This window comes from Sodalis sp. RH16, from assembly GCF_047324245.1.
GTDB lineage: Bacteria > Pseudomonadota > Gammaproteobacteria > Enterobacterales > Enterobacteriaceae > Acerihabitans > Acerihabitans ligni.
The window spans coordinates 4945487-4962472 of sequence record NZ_CP178737.1 but is presented as its reverse complement, the minus strand read 5'-3'; the positions used below and the strand labels follow the sequence as shown (position 1 = coordinate 4962472).

Annotated in this window: 15 protein-coding genes; 12 read left to right on the top strand and 3 right to left on the bottom strand. The window is 54.6% G+C overall.

What is annotated here, in order from left to right:
- The first annotated feature begins 116 nt into the window (after window positions 1-116).
- The 4 genes from ACL2XJ_RS22585 to ACL2XJ_RS22570 are packed head-to-tail and all read left to right on the top strand — an operon-like array spanning window position 117 to window position 4818.
- Window positions 117-947, top strand: coding sequence for a transketolase (locus ACL2XJ_RS22585; RefSeq protein WP_413726946.1), 831 nt, complete (start codon window positions 117-119; stop codon window positions 945-947).
- The gene (locus ACL2XJ_RS22580) at window positions 940-1884 is read left to right on the top strand and encodes a transketolase family protein (protein WP_413724557.1); all 945 of its coding nucleotides are present in this window, start codon (window positions 940-942) and stop codon (window positions 1882-1884) included. Before ACL2XJ_RS22585 ends, ACL2XJ_RS22580 begins: the two co-directional genes overlap by 8 nt.
- 2 nt (window positions 1885-1886) lie before the next feature.
- Window positions 1887-3386, top strand: a complete 1500-nt coding sequence (locus ACL2XJ_RS22575; RefSeq protein WP_413724556.1) for an FGGY family carbohydrate kinase — start codon at window positions 1887-1889, stop codon at window positions 3384-3386.
- 4 nt (window positions 3387-3390) lie between these two features.
- Window positions 3391-4818, top strand: a complete 1428-nt coding sequence (locus ACL2XJ_RS22570; protein ID WP_413724555.1) for an L-fucose/L-arabinose isomerase family protein — start codon at window positions 3391-3393, stop codon at window positions 4816-4818.
- A gap of 401 nt (window positions 4819-5219) precedes the next feature.
- On the opposite strand, the gene ACL2XJ_RS22565 is transcribed toward ACL2XJ_RS22570, so the two are convergent.
- Complete coding sequence (locus tag ACL2XJ_RS22565; RefSeq protein ID WP_203521305.1) at window positions 5220-6173, bottom strand: sugar-binding transcriptional regulator; 954 nt, start codon at window positions 6171-6173, stop codon at window positions 5220-5222.
- A 280-nt stretch (window positions 6174-6453) separates the two neighbouring features.
- Between ACL2XJ_RS22565 and ACL2XJ_RS22560 the strand changes: the two genes are divergently transcribed.
- From ACL2XJ_RS22560 to yciH, 4 genes are all read left to right on the top strand, one after another.
- Window positions 6454-6765 (top strand): LapA family protein, encoded by a 312-nt coding sequence (locus ACL2XJ_RS22560; protein ID WP_132921431.1) that lies wholly within the window; start codon window positions 6454-6456, stop codon window positions 6763-6765.
- 6 nt (window positions 6766-6771) lie between these two features.
- Window positions 6772-7941, top strand: coding sequence for a lipopolysaccharide assembly protein LapB (gene lapB, locus ACL2XJ_RS22555; RefSeq protein WP_203521306.1), 1170 nt, complete (start codon window positions 6772-6774; stop codon window positions 7939-7941).
- Window positions 7942-8191: 250 nt separating this feature from the next.
- Entirely contained in the window at window positions 8192-8944 is a 753-nt protein-coding gene (pyrF, locus tag ACL2XJ_RS22550) for an orotidine-5'-phosphate decarboxylase (protein ID WP_413724554.1), read from the top strand.
- Window positions 8934-9257, top strand: coding sequence for a stress response translation initiation inhibitor YciH (gene yciH / locus ACL2XJ_RS22545; RefSeq protein WP_132921434.1), 324 nt, complete (start codon window positions 8934-8936; stop codon window positions 9255-9257). The genes pyrF and yciH overlap by 11 nt, the downstream gene beginning before the upstream one ends.
- 29 nt (window positions 9258-9286) lie before the next feature.
- Here yciH and ACL2XJ_RS22540 read toward each other — a convergent pair whose 3' ends face one another.
- Window positions 9287-9496 carry a glycine zipper 2TM domain-containing protein gene (locus ACL2XJ_RS22540; RefSeq protein ID WP_132927732.1) on the bottom strand — a complete coding sequence of 70 codons (210 nt, stop codon included), beginning with the start codon at window positions 9494-9496 and terminating at the stop codon, window positions 9287-9289.
- 244 nt (window positions 9497-9740) lie between these two features.
- Here ACL2XJ_RS22540 and araD point away from each other — a divergent pair, with 244 nt between their 5' ends.
- The 4 genes from araD to ACL2XJ_RS22520 all read left to right on the top strand — a co-directional run bounded on the left by araD (window position 9741) and on the right by ACL2XJ_RS22520 (window position 14652).
- Window positions 9741-10436: an L-ribulose-5-phosphate 4-epimerase gene (gene araD, locus ACL2XJ_RS22535; RefSeq protein WP_413724553.1), complete on the top strand. Its 696-nt coding sequence runs from the start codon at window positions 9741-9743 to the stop codon at window positions 10434-10436.
- Window positions 10437-10856: 420 nt separating this feature from the next.
- Window positions 10857-11858, top strand: a complete 1002-nt coding sequence (gene kdgT / locus ACL2XJ_RS22530) for a 2-keto-3-deoxygluconate transporter (protein WP_413724552.1) — start codon at window positions 10857-10859, stop codon at window positions 11856-11858.
- Window positions 11859-12143: 285 nt separating this feature from the next.
- Entirely contained in the window at window positions 12144-13610 is a 1467-nt protein-coding gene (locus ACL2XJ_RS22525; protein WP_413724551.1) for a TcdA/TcdB catalytic glycosyltransferase domain-containing protein, read from the top strand.
- Window positions 13611-13947: 337 nt separating this feature from the next.
- On the top strand, window positions 13948-14652 hold the full coding sequence (locus ACL2XJ_RS22520) for a glycosyltransferase (RefSeq protein ID WP_413726945.1): 705 nt from the start codon (window positions 13948-13950) through the stop codon (window positions 14650-14652).
- Between the two features lie 304 nt (window positions 14653-14956).
- On the opposite strand, the gene ACL2XJ_RS22515 is transcribed toward ACL2XJ_RS22520, so the two are convergent.
- Window positions 14957-16891, bottom strand: a complete 1935-nt coding sequence (locus ACL2XJ_RS22515) for an exoribonuclease II (RefSeq protein WP_413724550.1) — start codon at window positions 16889-16891, stop codon at window positions 14957-14959.
- Window positions 16892-16986: the final 95 nt, after the last annotated feature.

The following is a 16986-nucleotide window of genomic DNA, read 5'->3' as shown; positions in this document are numbered from 1 at the left end:
GGATTTGCCCGAAGGGATGGGGGCGGCGGGAAGTTTTTTACGCCACGCATGAATAAATATTCCCATATGGATAAAAATTCACATGGGCAATAAATTGATAATCAAGAGGTAATATGATGAATCCTTATTCATTGTCCATCGATGATCTGGTGACCAAGGCGCGGCATATCCGCCGCCGCATCGTGCAGCTGAATGCAGGCAGTCCGGCGGGAGGCCATACCGGCGCCGATCTCTCCGAGGTGGAAATTCTCACCGCGCTCTATTTCCGCCTGCTGAACTGCGCGCCGGACCGGCTCGATGACCCCGAACGGGATATCTATATCCAGTCGAAAGGCCATGGCGTGGGGGGGTATTACTGCTGTCTGGCGGAAGCGGGCTATTTCCCCCTCGACTGGCTACCCACGTACCAACATGCCAATTCCCATCTACCGGGCCATCCGGTGCGCCATAAGACCCCCGGCATTGAATTGAATACCGGCGCGCTGGGGCACGGGCTGCCGGTGGCGGTGGGTATCGCGCTGGCGGCAAAACGGGATAACAGTCCGCGCCGGGTCTTCGCGCTCACCGGCGACGGCGAACTGGCTGAGGGCAGTAATTGGGAAGCCGCGCTGGTATCCGCCCATTACGGCCTCGATAACCTGGTGATCATCAACGATAAGAACAAGCTTCAGCTGGCGGGATCCACCCGGTCCATTATGAATACCGATCCCCTGGGGGATAAATGGCGGGCGTTCGGCCTGAATGTCACCGAGTGCGCCGGTAACGATATGCAATCGGTGGTGGACACGCTGGAAAACTTGCCGTCCAACGGCAAACCGAACGTGGTGATCGCCAACACGGAAAAGGGCGCCGGCATCTCCTTTACCCAGGGGCGGGCCGAATGGCATCACCGGGTATTTAAAGGCGATGAAATCACCCTGGCATTGGAGGAACTCAAAGATGAGTAATGCAGAACATTTAGCCAGCGTCATGGTGGAACAGCTGATCAAAGCGGTGGATAACGGCCTGGACGTGGTGCCGGTATTGGCCGATTCCACCTCCACCGCCAAAATAGGCCCGTTCATCGCCCGTTTTCCCGACCGCATCGTGAACGTGGGCATTGCGGAACAAACCATGGTGGGTACGGCGGTGGGCCTGTCCATCGGCGGCAAAATCGCCGTCACCTGCAATGCGGCGCCGTTTTTGATCTCCCGCGCCAACGAGCAGGTAAAAGTGGACGTTTGCTACAACAATTGCAATGTGAAACTGTTCGGCCTGAACGCCGGCGCCAGTTACGGGCCCCTGGCCAGCACCCATCACAGTATTGACGATATCGCCATCATGCGCGGTTTCGGCAATATCCAGATTTTTGCGCCGTCGTCGCCGGAAGAATGCCGCCAAATCATCGATTATGCCCTCGCCTATGTCGGGCCGGTGTATATCCGGCTGGATGGCAAAGCCTTGCCCGCCCTGCATGACGAGACCTACCGGTTCAAACCCGGTCAAATCGATGTGATGCGCCATGGCGAAGACGTGGCGCTGGTAGCGATGGGATCAACGGTACATGAAGCGGTGGATGCCGCCCGGATTCTGGATGAGCAGGGCGTTTCTGCCGCGGTCATCAATATATCCTCCATTCGCCCGTGCGATACTCGTCAGCTACTCTCCTTATTAACAAAGAGTAAACATGTGATTAGCATCGAAGAACATAACATTAACGGCGGCGTGGGCAGCCTGGTGGCCGAAGTGCTGGCGGAAGCGGGCTGCGCTATTCCCCTGGTGCGGCTGGGCATCGGCGACGGCGAGTACGCCATTGCGGCGGATCGCGCCGCCACCCGCGCCCACCACGGTTTCGATGCTCAGGGCGTAGTCAATACCGCCTTGCGCGTTTGCCGGGGGAACTGACCATGGCCACGCCCATCATTCTGGCTATTGACGAGGGCACCACCAATGCCAAGGCCATTGCTGTCGATGCCGAAGGCCGGGTTCTGTCTAAAGCGGCGGTGCCCTTGGCCCTGATTCATCCGCGGCCGGGCTGGGCGGAGCAGGATCCCGACGCGGTCTGGCAAGGTGTTTGCCAGGCTATCGCGGGTTGCCTGTCCGCCCTCGGCGACGTTCAGGTGGCGGCGGTGGCCATCAGCAATCAGCGGGAGTCGGTATTGGTATGGGAGCGCGCCGGCGGACGGCCGTTGACGCCCATCGTCAGCTGGCAATGTCGCCGATCCGAGGACTTTTGCCGCCGGCTCCATGAGGACGGCCGTGGGGAAATGATTTATCACCTTACCGGGCTGCCCATCGATCCGTTATTCCCCGCCGCGAAAATCCGCGGCCTGCTGGCGGCGCTACCGGACGGTTTTGCCCGCGCCGGCCGGGGAGAGCTGTGCGTGGGTACCCTTGATTGCTGGCTTAACTGGCAGCTCACCGGCGGACGGGCCTTTGTCACCGACTATGCCAATGCCGCCCGCACCCAATTGTTTAATATCCGTGAAGGCCGCTGGGACGACGCGCTGCTGCAGCTGTTTTCCGTGCCCGCCGCCTGCTTGCCACAGGTGCGGCCCTCGGCGGCGGTACAGGGCTATACCCTGGCCGGCCGGGTGCCGGGACTGGCGGGAGAGATTCCCGTGGCGTCGTTAATCGGCGATTCCCACGCGGCGTTATACGGCCAGGGCGGCAATCAGGCCGGCGATGTGAAAGCCACCTACGGCACCGGCTCATCCCTGATGATGGCGCTGGAGAACATCGGTGCGCCGGCAACGGGCCTGAGCACCACCGTGGCCTGGCATGACGGCCGGCTGTGCTACGCGCTGGAAGGCAATATCACCCATACCGGCTCCGGGCTGGCCTGGGTGGCGCGCCTGCTGGGGATATCCTCTCTGGCGGAACTCTCCGCCATGGCGTTGAGCCAGGCGGGTAATCAGGGCGTCTATTTTGTCCCGGCCTTGTCCGGGCTGGGGGCGCCTTATTGGGACAGCCGGGCGCGCGGATTGATCTGCGGGTTGACCGACGCCGCCACGCCCGCGGTGCTGGCGCGCGCCGGCCTTGAGTCCATCGCGTACCAGATTGCCGATGTGTTTTTTGCCATGGAGCGCGCCGCGGGACGGTCGTTGCCGGCGCTGCGGGTAGACGGCGGCGCTACGCAGAATGCCTGGCTGATGCAGTTTCAGGCCGATTTGCTGCAGCGGCGGCTGATTCGCAATCTCAACGCCGAAGTGTCTGCCCTGGGCGCCGCTTATCTGGCGGGCAAAACCCTGGGCTGGTGGACCAACGAGGATATCGCGGTCTTGCCGAGGGAAGTGGAGTATATCGAACCCCGGGCCGAGACCGCGGAGATGCAAGACAATTATAAAAATTGGCAAACGGCCGTAGCACGGGCCCGTTATCAAGCAGAACAACCCTACCGGGAGTGAAGTAATGTCGAGAAAAATTCTACAACAATTAACCTTCGGCGTGATCGTCGGCAATCGGGGCTTTTTCCCCAGCTATCTGGTCACCGAGGCGCGGCGCGATGCGGCGCAGGTGTTTGAGCAATTGGGCATCAAGACGGTTATCCTGGATGAAAACCAGAGCAAGCTGGGCGGGGTGGAAACCTGGCAGGACGCCAAAGCCTGCGCTGAACTGTTTCACCGCCATCGCGACGAGATTAACGGCGTGGTGATACTGCTGCCTAATTTCGGCGATGAAAAAGCCGTGGCAGACGCCGTTCGCCTGTCGGGATTAACCGTGCCGGTGTTGGTGCAGGCGGAGCAGGACAGCCTGGATAAAATGGGGTTGGCGACCCGGCGCGACAGTTTCTGCGGCAAAATTTCCCTGTGTAATAATCTGCGCCAGTGCGGTATCCCCTTTACGCTCACCAGCCGCCATGTCTGCGCGGTGGCGGGCGAGGACTTTTCGCGGGATTTACAGCGGTTTACCCAGCTTTGCCGGCTGGTGCACGCTATGAAAGGCGTGCGCATCGGCGCTATCGGCGCCCGGCCCGCCGCCTTTAATACGGTGCGTTACAGCGAAAAGCTGCTGGAGCGTATGGGCGTGTCGGTGGAGACGCTGGATTTATCGGAGATTTTTACCCGGGTCGGCCGGTTGAGCGACAATGATTTGCGGGTGGATGAAAAGCTGGCGCTGCTGAAGGATAACGCCGATACCGCCGCTATCCCGGCCCAGAAGCTGCATACCATGGCGAAACTGTTTGTGGTGATTAGCGAATGGGTACTGGCTAACGATATTGATACGACCGCTATTCAGTGCTGGACCTCGCTGCAGGAAAATCTGGGTATTAATGTCTGTTCTATCATGAGCGTGATGTCCGGTCAGCTGATGCCCAGCGCCTGCGAGGTGGATGTGATGGGCGCGCTGTCCATGTATGCGCTGGCCAGCTGCTCGCTGTCGCCGGCGTCCATCGCCGACTGGAATAACAATTTCGGCGATGAGCAGGATAAATGCGTGTTGTTCCATTGCGGTAATTTCCCCGCTGAAAGCCTGGAAAGTCCGGTGATGGGTACGGCGGATATTATCGGTACTACGGTGGGGTGCGAGAATACCTGCGGCGCGGTGCACGGCCGGATGAAGGCCGGTCCGCTTACGTATTTCCGGCTGTCGTCGGACGATTTTACCGGCAAGGTGCGGGCCTATGTGGGCGAGGGGACGGTGGTGGACGACCCGCTGGATACCGTGGGCTGCCGCGCGGTGGTGCAGATCCCCGCCATGGAGCCGCTGCTGCGGTATATTTGCGAGCAGGGCTTTGAGCATCATGTGGCTATGAACCATTCCGCTACCGCGGCGGTGCTGCATGAGGCGTTTACCAAATATTTGGGGATTGAGTGTTATTGGCATGCCAAGGCGTAATGTACGATCGGCTGGCACGGTCTCCCTTTAACATGTTCGCTGCGCGATCGGTGATAGCGGGCTTACCGCGCTGTGGGGCGCTCCGGCGGGCGGTAAAACCACGCCCGCTTCGACCCCATCAGCACGGTCTCCCTTTAACACGTTCGCTGCGCGATCGGTGATGGCGGGCTTACCGCGCTGTGGGGCGCTCCGGCGGGCGGTAAAACCACGCCCGCTTCGACCCCATCAGCACGATCTCCCTTTAACATGTTCGCTGCGCGATCGGTGATGGCGGGCTTACCGCGCTGTGGGGTGCTCCGGCGGGCGGTAAAACCACGCCCGCTTCGACCCCATCAGCACGGTCTCCCTTTAACATGTTCGCTGCGCGATCGGTGGGTGCGGGCCTACCGCGCTGTGGGATGCTAGGGGAGCGAGATGAGCTTTTCACCCACCAGCCGGTCGGTGATCAGCACATCGATATAGCGGCCTTCCAGGGCGCCCTTGATGGCCGCGACTTTTTCATGTCCCCCCGCCAGGGCCACTACCCGTTCGCATTCACGCACCTGGGGCAGCGGCATGCCGATCACCGGGTCTTCTTCGTCCGCCAGCACCGCTTCGCCTTTGCTGTTGAAATAATGCAGGCAGATATCCCCCACGGCGCCGCGCTGCGCCAGCAGCCTGAGCATTTTTTCGTGGTAATAGTTGCCGGAATTCATTAGCAACTGCGAAGGTTCCAGCGCGCCGATACCCACCAGCGCGACGTCCACTTCGCTGAATTTGGCCACGACATCGGCCACCTCGCTGCTGTTGATAAGCCGTAGCCGATCCTCAACCGAGCGTTCGATGCTTTGCGCCGGCAGCAGATAGGCCGGGCAGTTCAGCTGGTCCGCCAGCAGTTGGGTCAATAGTGTGGCCTGGACATTGCCGTTGGGACCCACGCCCCCGAGGAGCTGGATAACGCCGCTGGCCTTGACCGCCAGCGGATGCAGATTATCCACCATTTCCCGCAGGGTGCTGCTCCAGGAGGAAATACCCACCAGATCGTTCGGGCGGATGCTGGTCTGCATATAATGGGCGGCGGCGGAACCGATGGCCTGTTTGATCTGCTGAGGTTCGGCATCATCCGGCACATCCACCACAATGGCCTGGTCGATGCCGTAACGCCGCTGGATGGCCGACTCCAGCCCCATAAACATATTGGGCGGCTGTACCACGCTGATTTTAACCACCCCTTCTTTGATGCAACGGGTGATGGCCCGGGAAACGAAAGATTGTGACAAATGCAACGCGGCGGCGATATCCGCTTGTTTTTGATTTTCGGTATAATAAAGCGTGGCGATTTTAACCAATAATCGCTGTTCGTCTTGCTTAGACATGCGGCGTCCCCAGACTCGCCATACGGTGGCATCATTTTTATGCATAACTGAATAAATAACAAGAGACAAGGGGCTGCAGGGCGGCGATGACCGTTTCATGAGGGGCGGCAAAACGCGGTGATTTTAACCATCGGCCCCGGATTCAACCCGGTGGGCAGCAGATAATGCAGTTAAGTTGTCTGCGGGATTTCCTTCGTAACGCGGGAAATGCTAATTTATAGGCTCTGGGTACCGGTATACCGGTGTAATCCATTTAAATAACGCAGTTGCAGGAAATCATGTGAAATATGTACTGATATTTTTGCTGGTTCTGGTGATTTTTATTATTTCCGTCACCTTTGGGGCGCATAACGATCAAATCGTCACCTTTAACTACTTGCTGGCAGAGGGGCAATATCGGGTTTCCACCTTGTTGACCTGGATATTCGCACTGGGTTTTATCCTGGGCTGGGCCGTTTGCGGTTTGTTTTATCTGCGCGTCCGTTTCGCCCTGATGCGGGCGGAGCGCCGGGTCAAACGGCTGGAACAGCAGCCGGCGCCGGTTAACAGCGCGGCGCCCGTCGCTACCGCGCCCGCTGTCAGTAAGGAATAACGCGTTATGTTAGAACTGCTGTTTCTGTTGTTGCCCGTGGCTGCCGCTTACGGTTGGTACATGGGGCGCAGAAGCGCGCAGCAGGATAAGCAACAGGACGCCAATCGCCTCTCCCGCGAGTATGTGGCAGGGGTTAATTTTTTGCTGTCCAATCAGCAGGACAAAGCGGTGGACCTGTTTCTTGACATGCTCAAGGAGGACAGCAACGCCGTCGAGGCCCATCTTACGCTGGGGAACCTGTTTCGATCCCGGGGGGAGGTGGATCGGGCCATCCGTATTCACCAGGCGTTAATGGAGAGTACCGCGCTGAGTTTCGAGCAGCGGTTGCTGGCCACCCAGCAATTGGGCCGTGACTATATGGCCGCCGGTTTCTACGATCGCGCCGAGGAAATGTTCAGCCAGCTGGTGGACGAAGATGATTTTCGCACCGGGGCGTTGCAGCAGCTGCTGCAGATTTACCAGGACACCAGCGATTGGAACAAGGCAATCGAGATAGCGGAAAAGCTGGTGAAGCTGGGCAAAGAGCCTCTGCGGATTGAAATTGCCCATTTTTATTGCGAGCTGGCGCTGCAGGCCATGGGCAGCGACGATCTGGACAAGGCGATGGCGCAGTTGAAAAAGGGCGCGGCGGCCGATAAGAACTGCTCCCGCGTCTCGATCATGATGGGGCGCATTTTTATGGCGCGTCAGGACTACCCTGCCGCGGTGGCCGCCCTGCAGCGGGTGCTGGATCAGGACAAGGAGATGGTCAGCGAGACTTTGCCTATTTTGCAAACCTGCTATCAGCATCTCGAAAAGCCTGAGGCCTGGGCCGAATTTCTCACCCGCTGCGTTGAAATGAACACCGGCGCGGCGGCGGAGCTGCTGCTGGCGGATGTTATCGAACAAAACGACGGCACGGAAAACGCCCAGCTTTATATCAATCAGCAGCTGCGCCAGCATCCCACGATGAGGATGTTCCACCGTCTGATGGATTTCCATCTGAACGAAGCGGAAGACGGACGGGCCAAAGAGAGTCTGCAGGTGCTGCGGGATATGGTGGGGGAACAGATCCGGACCAAGCCCCGTTACCGCTGCAATAAGTGCGGATTCACCTCCCACAGCCTGTACTGGCATTGTCCCTCCTGTAAATCCTGGGCCTCCATCAAACCCATCCGCGGCCTTGACGAACAGTAATCCGTGACAAGCCGTGAAGGTGAGGATGAGTTTACCGCATCACGGGTATGGGTAATACCGGCTGCAATCTTGCAGACGAAGAACGGTTATCATCTCCAACGCTCTCGTTTGCCGGCGCTGGGCTTTTTTCTTGCCGGCAGGTAAAATACTCCGCATCCATTAAACTGGCGCTGTGCGCAGGTTATTTTATCGGCGGCGAATGTCAACCGCCGCGCCGGCACCGCCAGCCTTCCCATCAAAAGGTACCCTCATGACCCGCGACTTCCAGTCGTCTGTGCCGCCGGGATTTTCCTCACCCATCATCGTGGCGTTGGACTATGCCTCCCGTTCCGAGGCTCTGGCCTTTGCCCATAGGGTTTCCCCCAATGAGTGCCGGCTGAAAATCGGAAAAGAGATGTTTACCCGCTTCGGCCCGGATTTCGTTCGCGATCTGCAGCGGCTGGGCTTCGATATTTTCCTCGACCTGAAATTTCATGATATTCCCAATACCGTCGCCAAGGCCGTGTCCGCGGCGGCGGAGCTGGGCGTGTGGATGGTGAATGTGCACGCCGGCGGCGGGGAACGGATGATGGCGGCGGCGAAAGAGGCCCTTGCCCCGTTCGGTGCCCAAGCGCCTAGACTTATCGCCGTAACGCTGCTTACCAGCATGGCGGATGAAGATTTAACGGCCCTGGGCATTCCATACGGGGCTTTTGAGTATGCCGGACGACTGGCGGACCTGGCCCGGCGCTGCGGGCTGGACGGCGTGGTCTGTTCCGCGCGGGAAGCCGCTGTGTTTAAACAGCGATTCGGCGCTGAATTTCTGCTGGTCACCCCCGGTATCCGGCCGGAAGGCAGCGACGCCGGCGATCAGCGTCGGGTCCTGACGCCGGTGGAAGCCCTGCGGGCCGGGGTGGATTATATGGTGATCGGGCGTCCTATTACCCGTTCACAGGACCCGGCCGCAACGCTGCAAGGCATCTTGATGTCATTGCGCGACGTGGGAGGAAACGATGGACAATAACAGCCGTGTGGTCTATTCCACCGAGAGCGGGCGGATAACCGAGCCGTCCCGGCCGGTAGCCCGTCCCAAGGGTGATGGCGTGGTGCGGATTCAGCGCCAGACCAGCGGACGCAAGGGAAAAGGCGTTTGTCTGATTAGCGGCCTGGATGTAGATGATAATGCGCTGGCGGCGCTGGCGGCGGAGCTGAAGAAAAAGTGCGGCTGCGGCGGGTCGGTGAAGGAGGGCGTGATTGAAATACAGGGTGATAAACGGGAACTGTTGAAACAGCTCCTGGAAGCCAAGGGACTGAAAGTCAAACTGGCCGGCGGTTAACCGTGCAGGTTAACGCCGGCGGGACCGGCTTAATGCACCTGATGGCCGACAACGCCGCCAACCGCCGCGCCGCCTAAGGTACCCAAAGCGCTGCCATTGGTAAGAACCGCGCCGCCCACCGCGCCGACGCCGGCACCGATGGCGGTGTTACGCCCACGTCTCGTTTCACACGCACTTAGGGTAACAACCAGGGCGATCGCCACGGCGGCCGCGGTAATACGTTTGGTTGAATATTTCATCATCATCAATTTCTCCATAGATTGCTGTTGTTATTGATTGCTAGTTAATAATTATAGTACGTTCCGCTTGTTTAGCCCGGATTAACAATAATATATCTGCCTGCTCTCCTGGCTCGCCTCGGCATGCCCACGGTCGCGAAAAACGGTCAATAGCAGAAGTAGGGCGGATCTTTAGCCGATTAGGCCATAGCGGTTGCTTCTGGCTGCCGGGACAATGTCCTCTAGCGTTCAAGAGGACTTAACGATGCTTACCGAATTGAAAGAACAGGTCCTGGCGGCCAACCTTGCTTTGCCGCGCCATCACCTGGTGACCTTTACCTGGGGAAATGTCAGCGCGGTGGACCGCCCACAGGGATTGATGGTGATTAAGCCTTCCGGCGTCAGTTACGAAGAGATGACCCGGGAAGATATGGTGGTAGTGGAATTGGAAACCGGGCGGGTGGTGGAAGGACAGAAAAAACCCTCTTCCGACACCGACACCCATCGGGTGCTGTATCTGGATTTTGCCGGCATCGGCGGTATCGTCCATACCCATTCGCGCCATGCCACTATCTGGGCGCAGGCCGGACAAGACATTCCTGCCTGGGGCACCACCCATGCCGACTATTTTTATGGCGCCGTTCCCTGTACCCGGCTGATGACGCCCGCGGAAATACAGGGCCGCTATGAATGGGAAACCGGCAAGGTTATTGTGGATACCTTCGTCTCCCGCGGTATTGATCCCGAGGCGGTTCCCGCGGTGCTGGTAAATTCACACGGTCCCTTCGCCTGGGGCAGCGATGCCGATAATGCGGTCCACAACGCGGTGGTCTTGGAAGAGCTTGCCTATATGGGCATATTCTCCCGCCAATTGACGCCCGATTTGCCGCCGATGCAATCGGAATTGCTGGACAAGCATTATTTACGTAAACACGGTAAAAACGCTTATTACGGACAATAGCAAAAACTCACGATAATGGCTCTGTGGCGCCGGTTATGCCGATCTGCCGGCGTCATGTAAAGCTCTACAGGCGTGCGTTCAACATAACCGCGACAGAATGCGCCGGCGGGTTTTTATTCCACTCTTTTCCCTTCCTGATGAATGTTTGAATCCTGAAAACCTCAATCTTTTTACTGGTGTCGTACCCTGTTACCGCTTTGGGAATGTGATTTGGATCTCATTTCAAAACCCAATGCCCATTTAGTTAAAATGATCTGTTTATAAAAAAGAAACAACGTTTCATTTTTATGTCGCAGATCACTGTATGACAAGATGTAAATGGCTAACGTAGCGCCTAACCGATCTTATCAATGCACGGAGCGTCCACGGGGCGGCTCCGTACCAAAGATGGATGATAATTCGAACTTAGGTGGAATCCAGATGCAAATCAAACGTGCAATTGACAAAATCCCTGGTGGCATGATGCTGGTGCCGCTCTTCATCGGCGCGCTGTGTCATACATTTGCACCCGATTCGGGTAAATATTTCGGCTCCTTCACTAATGGTTTGATTTCCGGCACCGTCCCTATCCTGGCGGTCTGGTTTTTCTGTATGGGGGCCTCCATCAAGCTCAGCGCCACCGGCACCGTGCTGCGTAAATCCGGTACCCTGGTGGTGACCAAAATCGCCGTTGCCTGGGTGGTGGCTGCGGTGGCGTCAAGGCTGCTGCCGGCCAATGGCGTGGAAATCGGCTTTTTTGCCGGCTTGTCCACCCTGGCGCTGGTAGCCTCCATGGATATGACCAACGGCGGCCTCTACGCGTCCATCATGCAGCAATACGGCACCAAGGAGGAATCCGGCGCCTTTGTTTTGATGTCGCTGGAATCCGGCCCGCTAATGACCATGATTATTCTGGGCACCGCCGGCATCGCCTCGTTTGAACCTCATGTGTTCGTCGGCGCGGTATTGCCGTTTCTGATTGGATTTGCCTTGGGCAACCTGGATCCCGAGCTGCGGGACTTCTTCAGCAAGGCGGTACAGACCCTGATTCCTTTCTTCGCCTTCGCGCTGGGCAATACCATTAATCTTAACGTTATCGCCCAAACCGGGCTGCTGGGGATTTTGCTGGGTATCGGCGTGATTATCGTTACCGGCATTCCGTTGATCCTCGCGGATAAATACATCGGCGGCGGCGACGGCACGGCGGGTATCGCCGCCTCCAGCTCCGCCGGCGCCGCAGTGGCCACGCCGGTGCTGATAGCCGAGATGATCCCGGCGTTCAAACCCATGGCGCCGGCCGCCACCGCGCTGGTGGCCACGTCGGTTATCGTCACCTCCATTCTGGTGCCGATTATCACCGCGCTCTATTCCAAGCGGGTGAGAAAAGGAGAGGTCGCCGCACTTGCGCAGGCAGAATTGAAATCGCAGGCCATTGAACGCTAGAAGTACGAAGATAGTTGAACCACAGAAAACCCCTCCGCGGGGTTTTTTGCATTTTTAGCTGATCCCGTCTTAAAGCGATTGCAGGACATTTCTAAATGGGACAGAATTCGCTCGCGGAATAAATGAGCTAAGATGCTATCTACTCCTCTAAATATATTAATTTTCATTTGAAAATTGTCAGCGCTTACCTGCGGGAGAGGCGAATAAGCTTGTTACCTGCGCCAATAAATCACCACCATCCGCATTGATAAAAATTGACTCAATTAAAATATAATGGTTATCTCTATGTATAATTCAATCTCTGGTTTAAATTATTTTAACCCCGCCTATGCACAAAACACCGATACCCTCTATTTTAATAAAATATTCAATATATGGGATGTTTGGCAACACAACACAGCGGGCGTGATAGGAGAGCGTAGAGCACAGGCGGTGGAAATAATGAAAGAGTGTGTCATTCAAGGAGGGTCGATTTTAGACCTTAGCGAACTGGATCTGACGGAAATACCCGTTTTGCCGGCTGGTATCGAAGAGCTGAATGTGAGCCGTAATGCGCTGATAACACTGCCTGAAATACCGAATGGCGTAAAAAAAATAGACGCCAGTCATAATCGGCTGGAGCAGCTTTGTGTAATGCCATCTACGTTGGAAGAGCTGGATCTCACAAACAATATGTTCAGGGAGTTACCTTTCATCGGCCACCCCTTGCTTAAGCTGGATTTCAGTGAGAACCCGATTTCCCATAAAATCCCAAAAATACTTCATTATATTTGGCTGGGGCAATCTCCGTTACCCACTTTCGCCGTGTCCAATATAATAAATAGCGCTGCCGAAAATCCAGATTATACAGTGAAAGTCTGGGTGGAAAATTCGGCAAAAATCAGAACTCAGCTAATAGATGCCGGTTATTCCACCGCATTATTTTCTAAAGTGGAATTTATCGAGCCAAATCCGCCATATATTATTCAGTCAATCATTAACAGAGAGGGCGATCATACACAATTTGCAAATTATGCGGCAGCATCTGATATATTGCGTTTATACATTATGTTTAGCGAAGGGGGATTATATCTGGATGTGGACGTGGCCTTAAAAAAACCATTGGGAGAAATTAAATCTCAAAGTTATGATAGAGTCCCTATGTCAGATTTTTTGATGCAAATAACCTGTAACTATAAGAATAATAGAAATTTGTTAACTTATGGAAACGCAGTGATGGCGTCGGTAAAAAACTCGTTTTCTGCAAGCGAACTATTATATGAAGCTATGGCCCCTTATAGGGCAACAAATAATCGAGAGTCATCGGGTTCTTTAAACAGTACAGATTTTATTAGGTATGTTTCTAGAAAAATATTTGAAACAGGTATGAACTTAGAAAAAGAAAACCGTCACTCGCAAGGCTTTATCCACATGGAAAATAAAATATTCGATTATAACGACGTCATATGGGATCTAAAAAAGACCAACTCATTGTTTAGGTCTAATCTCACTGTGTATCTGACAGGTCCTAGACTTTTCTTTAGATATTTTGAGTCTAAGGGGATTACAATAAGTTTGAGCCACGACACTCAAGCTGACAGTAATGATTTTTATGATCTAAACCAAAAGCTTAGCACCTTAACTATGAATGATAGTAATATCTACGGTAGTATAGATGAAACACAACCCGGCTATATCTGGATAAAGGATATTGATGCAGAGGGCAGATGGGTATTCCTGAATAAACTAAAAAAAGAATTTTCCGAATCATGATTGAATAAAGACATTTTTCAATATCATATATAATTATTTCACTTAAGGAATAGGTTGTATTGCTGTTAAATCTTGAGTTGAGCATGGATAATTGGCGCTGGAATAAAGGCAAAATTATCGTTACTCTGCGGGCGGAAAAATAACACTCTTTATCATATAAGGAGTTCGTTATGCATTACTTAAACTGCCACAATAATCCATATATCTAAGCAATTAAATTCTAATTAATAAAGGATTTTTATATGTTTTTATTAACTCCCTCTAATAATCCTGATTACATGATTTCCCAAGGGAACCCTATCGATAGTACCCATGACAATGGTCTTGCCGTCAGTGAATTAATCAATATTGGTTATTCGATGGCCATCATTTCAAAGATAAAATTTTTGAAGCCTGCCCCCCCTATCATATACAATCGGCCATAGCCAGAGAGAACGTTAAAACCCGATATGCTAACCTACCTGCGGCCTCGGATATATTGCGATATTATCTACTAAAAACATTTGGCGGCCTATATATGGATGTATATGTTGTATTAAAAGAACCTTTGGGCGATTTGGTTTCGCAAAGTGACAATAAAGATTATAAAGCAGATTTCCTTTTTCACTTTATGTATATTATAAAAAACAATGAAGTTTATTCACTTCTTAACAATGATTTTTTAGCCTCCGTGAAGGATTCTGTATTTATTAATAAAATGCTGGATGAAGCAATTTACCCGTATTTAGAAACAACACATAATCCAAACAGCGGCATGTTCAATAACACGGCTTCAATTATAAAGCTAATGGAGGATTTCAAAGAAGTAGCTGTTCCAGAAACTAAAAATTCAATTTTATCTGATGAGTCAAATGAAAATTATGAATTTATTAATGCGATGTGGCATGGTAAAAGAGCTACTGGAAATGCAAGATTTTCGCTCACGCTGAATAACACGGGGCCAGAGTTATTGGAAAAGGTTATATTTGAAAATTCTAGAGATACTTTAATTTTGATGTTACCATTTATAATGAAAACAGACTGGATGACGATGTCATTTTAAATAAATCCTTGAGTCAGATAGTCTTCAAAAATATCAATAATTTTGGTAAGTTTAGCAGGTCGGAGACAAACGCAGCGAGGATAAACGCCGATAGGCGGAGCCCCGTTTTTGAATGGACGCAAGGGTTCGATACAAACGTTAAATGGAGCGGCTTATCCAAAGATCGCACTCCAGGGGAAATATAATAGAGTAGTATAAAATGCACTAAATGCTTCAGCAGGATGTTGAAACGGTGCCGTTAAGGCGTACGGAGTTAAGAAAGGGAATGATACTTCCATATCATTCCCACTTTTCAAAGATGCTCTTAAACCGGCCGCGCAATCACCGATCGTGTTTCCTGGCGCACTTCCTCAAGGGTGACCTCAATGCTGTCCCCCTGGCGGTAGCGCTCTTCGCCTTTCACCTGCACGGTGCCGGTATCCTGGCTGCACACCAGTTCATCGCGCACGCTGTGGATAAAAGGCGCCGGGACAAAGGCCACCGCGCCGTTCTCCAACAGGCGAACCCGCATGCCGCCGCGGGAGATATCAATGATCTCCGCCGCATAGCGCGTGCCGTTGCCGGCTTTGTCCTTGAGATAACGGGCATAAAGCCAATCGCCGACATCCCGTTCCGCCATGCGGTTCAAGCGGCGGCGCTCCGCCAGGCGCAGCATGACGTCTTCCGTCGGGCGGGCGGGGGTGCCCTGGCCCAGTAATCCCTTCAGCAGGCGATGATTAACCATATCGCCGTACTTGCGGATAGGCGAAGTCCAGGTGGCATAGGCATCCAGGCCCAGGCCGAAATGCGGGCCCGGTTCGACGCTGATTTCAGCGAAGGTCTGGAAACGGCGGATGCGGCTGTCGAGATATGAGGTGGGCAGGGCGTCCAGCCGGCGCCGCAGCGCGCAAAAACCTTCCAGCGTCATCAATGTGGCGGCGTCGGCCTGGATATTATTGTTGGCCAGTACGGTGACCGCCTGTTCCACCAGAGTTTCATCAAAACCGTGGTGCACGTTATAAACGCCGTAACCCAGGCCGTCCCGCAAGACCCGCGCCGCGCAAATATTCGCCGTGATCATGGCTTCTTCCACCATCCGATTGGCGATACGGCGCGGCTCTACCTGGATATCCAGCACATCGCCTTTATCGTCCAGCACGAAGCGGTAGTCGGGGCGATCCTTGAACACCAGGGCATTGGACTGGCGCCAGGCGGCCCGGGCCAGGCTCAGGCGCTGCAACAGACGAATCTGTTGGGCCACTGCCTCGTTTTCCGGCTGCCAGTCGCCGGCGTCTTCCAGCCAGTCGGAGACCTGGTCATAAACCAGCTTGGCTTTTGACTCAATCCACGCGGCGAAAAAGTTGGGTTTGTCCGCCAGCGAGCCGTCCGCATTGACCGTAACCCGGCAAACCAGGGCCGGGCGGCGTTCATGGGCATGCAGCGAACAGATGTCATCGGAGAGAATGCGCGGCAGCATCGGGATATTGAATCCCGGCAGATAATTGGTAAACGCCCGATCCCGGGCTATGTTGTCCAGCGGGCTGCCGGCCTGAACATAGGCGGTGGGATCGGCGATGGCGATGGTCAGCACCAGCGTATCCCCTTCACCGGCCGCCACATGCAGGGCGTCATCCATATCTTCGGTGCTGGCGCTGTCGATGGTGATGAAATCCAGGGCGGTCAAATCCTCGCGCACCAGGTTATCATCCTGCAGGGTCAGTCCGTCCACCATGGCCGGCGCTTCGCGTTCGAGATTGTGGCGGGCCAGCGTCACCCACCAGGGGGCGAAATGATTGTCGCCGGTAGTGACCAGATGGGTAATCTCAGCATAAAAATGCCGATCGCCTTTTAGCGGATGGCGGCGCATTTCCGCCACCGCCCAGTCCCCGGTTTTGAATTCATGCTCTACGTTGCGCACCGGACGGCAAGGGATCACTTCTTTGATCAGCGGATGGTCGGGCACGATGGACAGGCGGTCATCCTTGAACTGCACCCGGCCGACAAAGCGCGACAGGGAAGGTTCAATGAGGGTTTCCGGCTCGGCTATCTCCCGCTCTTTCTCCGTGCGCACCACGGCGGCAATCCTGTCGCCGTGCATCACTTTTTTCATAAAGGGCGGCGGGATGAAATAGCTTTTTTGAGCATCGACTTCAAGGAAGCCAAACCCTTTCTCAGTACCTTTGACCACGCCTTCGACACGCGGCGTCTGAGAGTGAAGTTGCTGTTTTAGCTGCGCGAGCAGCGGGTTATCTTGAAACATAATGTCCAGAAGAGTGTAAAAAGGCTTCAATAACGGCAGACAGTTTTACGCGAATCGACGGTTGGCGGCAAGTGTAACGCGCCATTAAAGCCATA

Coding starts and splice junctions, on each gene's coding strand:
- ACL2XJ_RS22525 (WP_413724551.1), top strand. CDS start 12,144: ATGTATAATTCAATCTCTGGTTTAAATTATTTTAACCCCGCCTATGCA.
- ACL2XJ_RS22540 (WP_132927732.1), bottom strand. CDS start 9,496: ATGAAATATTCAACCAAACGTATTACCGCGGCCGCCGTGGCGATCGCC.
- araD (WP_413724553.1), top strand. CDS start 9,741: ATGCTTACCGAATTGAAAGAACAGGTCCTGGCGGCCAACCTTGCTTTG.
- kdgT (WP_413724552.1), top strand. CDS start 10,857: ATGCAAATCAAACGTGCAATTGACAAAATCCCTGGTGGCATGATGCTG.
- ACL2XJ_RS22565 (WP_203521305.1), bottom strand. CDS start 6,173: ATGTCTAAGCAAGACGAACAGCGATTATTGGTTAAAATCGCCACGCTT.
- ACL2XJ_RS22515 (WP_413724550.1), bottom strand. CDS start 16,891: ATGTTTCAAGATAACCCGCTGCTCGCGCAGCTAAAACAGCAACTTCAC.
- ACL2XJ_RS22575 (WP_413724556.1), top strand. CDS start 1,887: ATGGCCACGCCCATCATTCTGGCTATTGACGAGGGCACCACCAATGCC.
- lapB (WP_203521306.1), top strand. CDS start 6,772: ATGTTAGAACTGCTGTTTCTGTTGTTGCCCGTGGCTGCCGCTTACGGT.
- ACL2XJ_RS22570 (WP_413724555.1), top strand. CDS start 3,391: ATGTCGAGAAAAATTCTACAACAATTAACCTTCGGCGTGATCGTCGGC.
- ACL2XJ_RS22580 (WP_413724557.1), top strand. CDS start 940: ATGAGTAATGCAGAACATTTAGCCAGCGTCATGGTGGAACAGCTGATC.
- ACL2XJ_RS22585 (WP_413726946.1), top strand. CDS start 117: ATGAATCCTTATTCATTGTCCATCGATGATCTGGTGACCAAGGCGCGG.
- pyrF (WP_413724554.1), top strand. CDS start 8,192: ATGACCCGCGACTTCCAGTCGTCTGTGCCGCCGGGATTTTCCTCACCC.
- yciH (WP_132921434.1), top strand. CDS start 8,934: ATGGACAATAACAGCCGTGTGGTCTATTCCACCGAGAGCGGGCGGATA.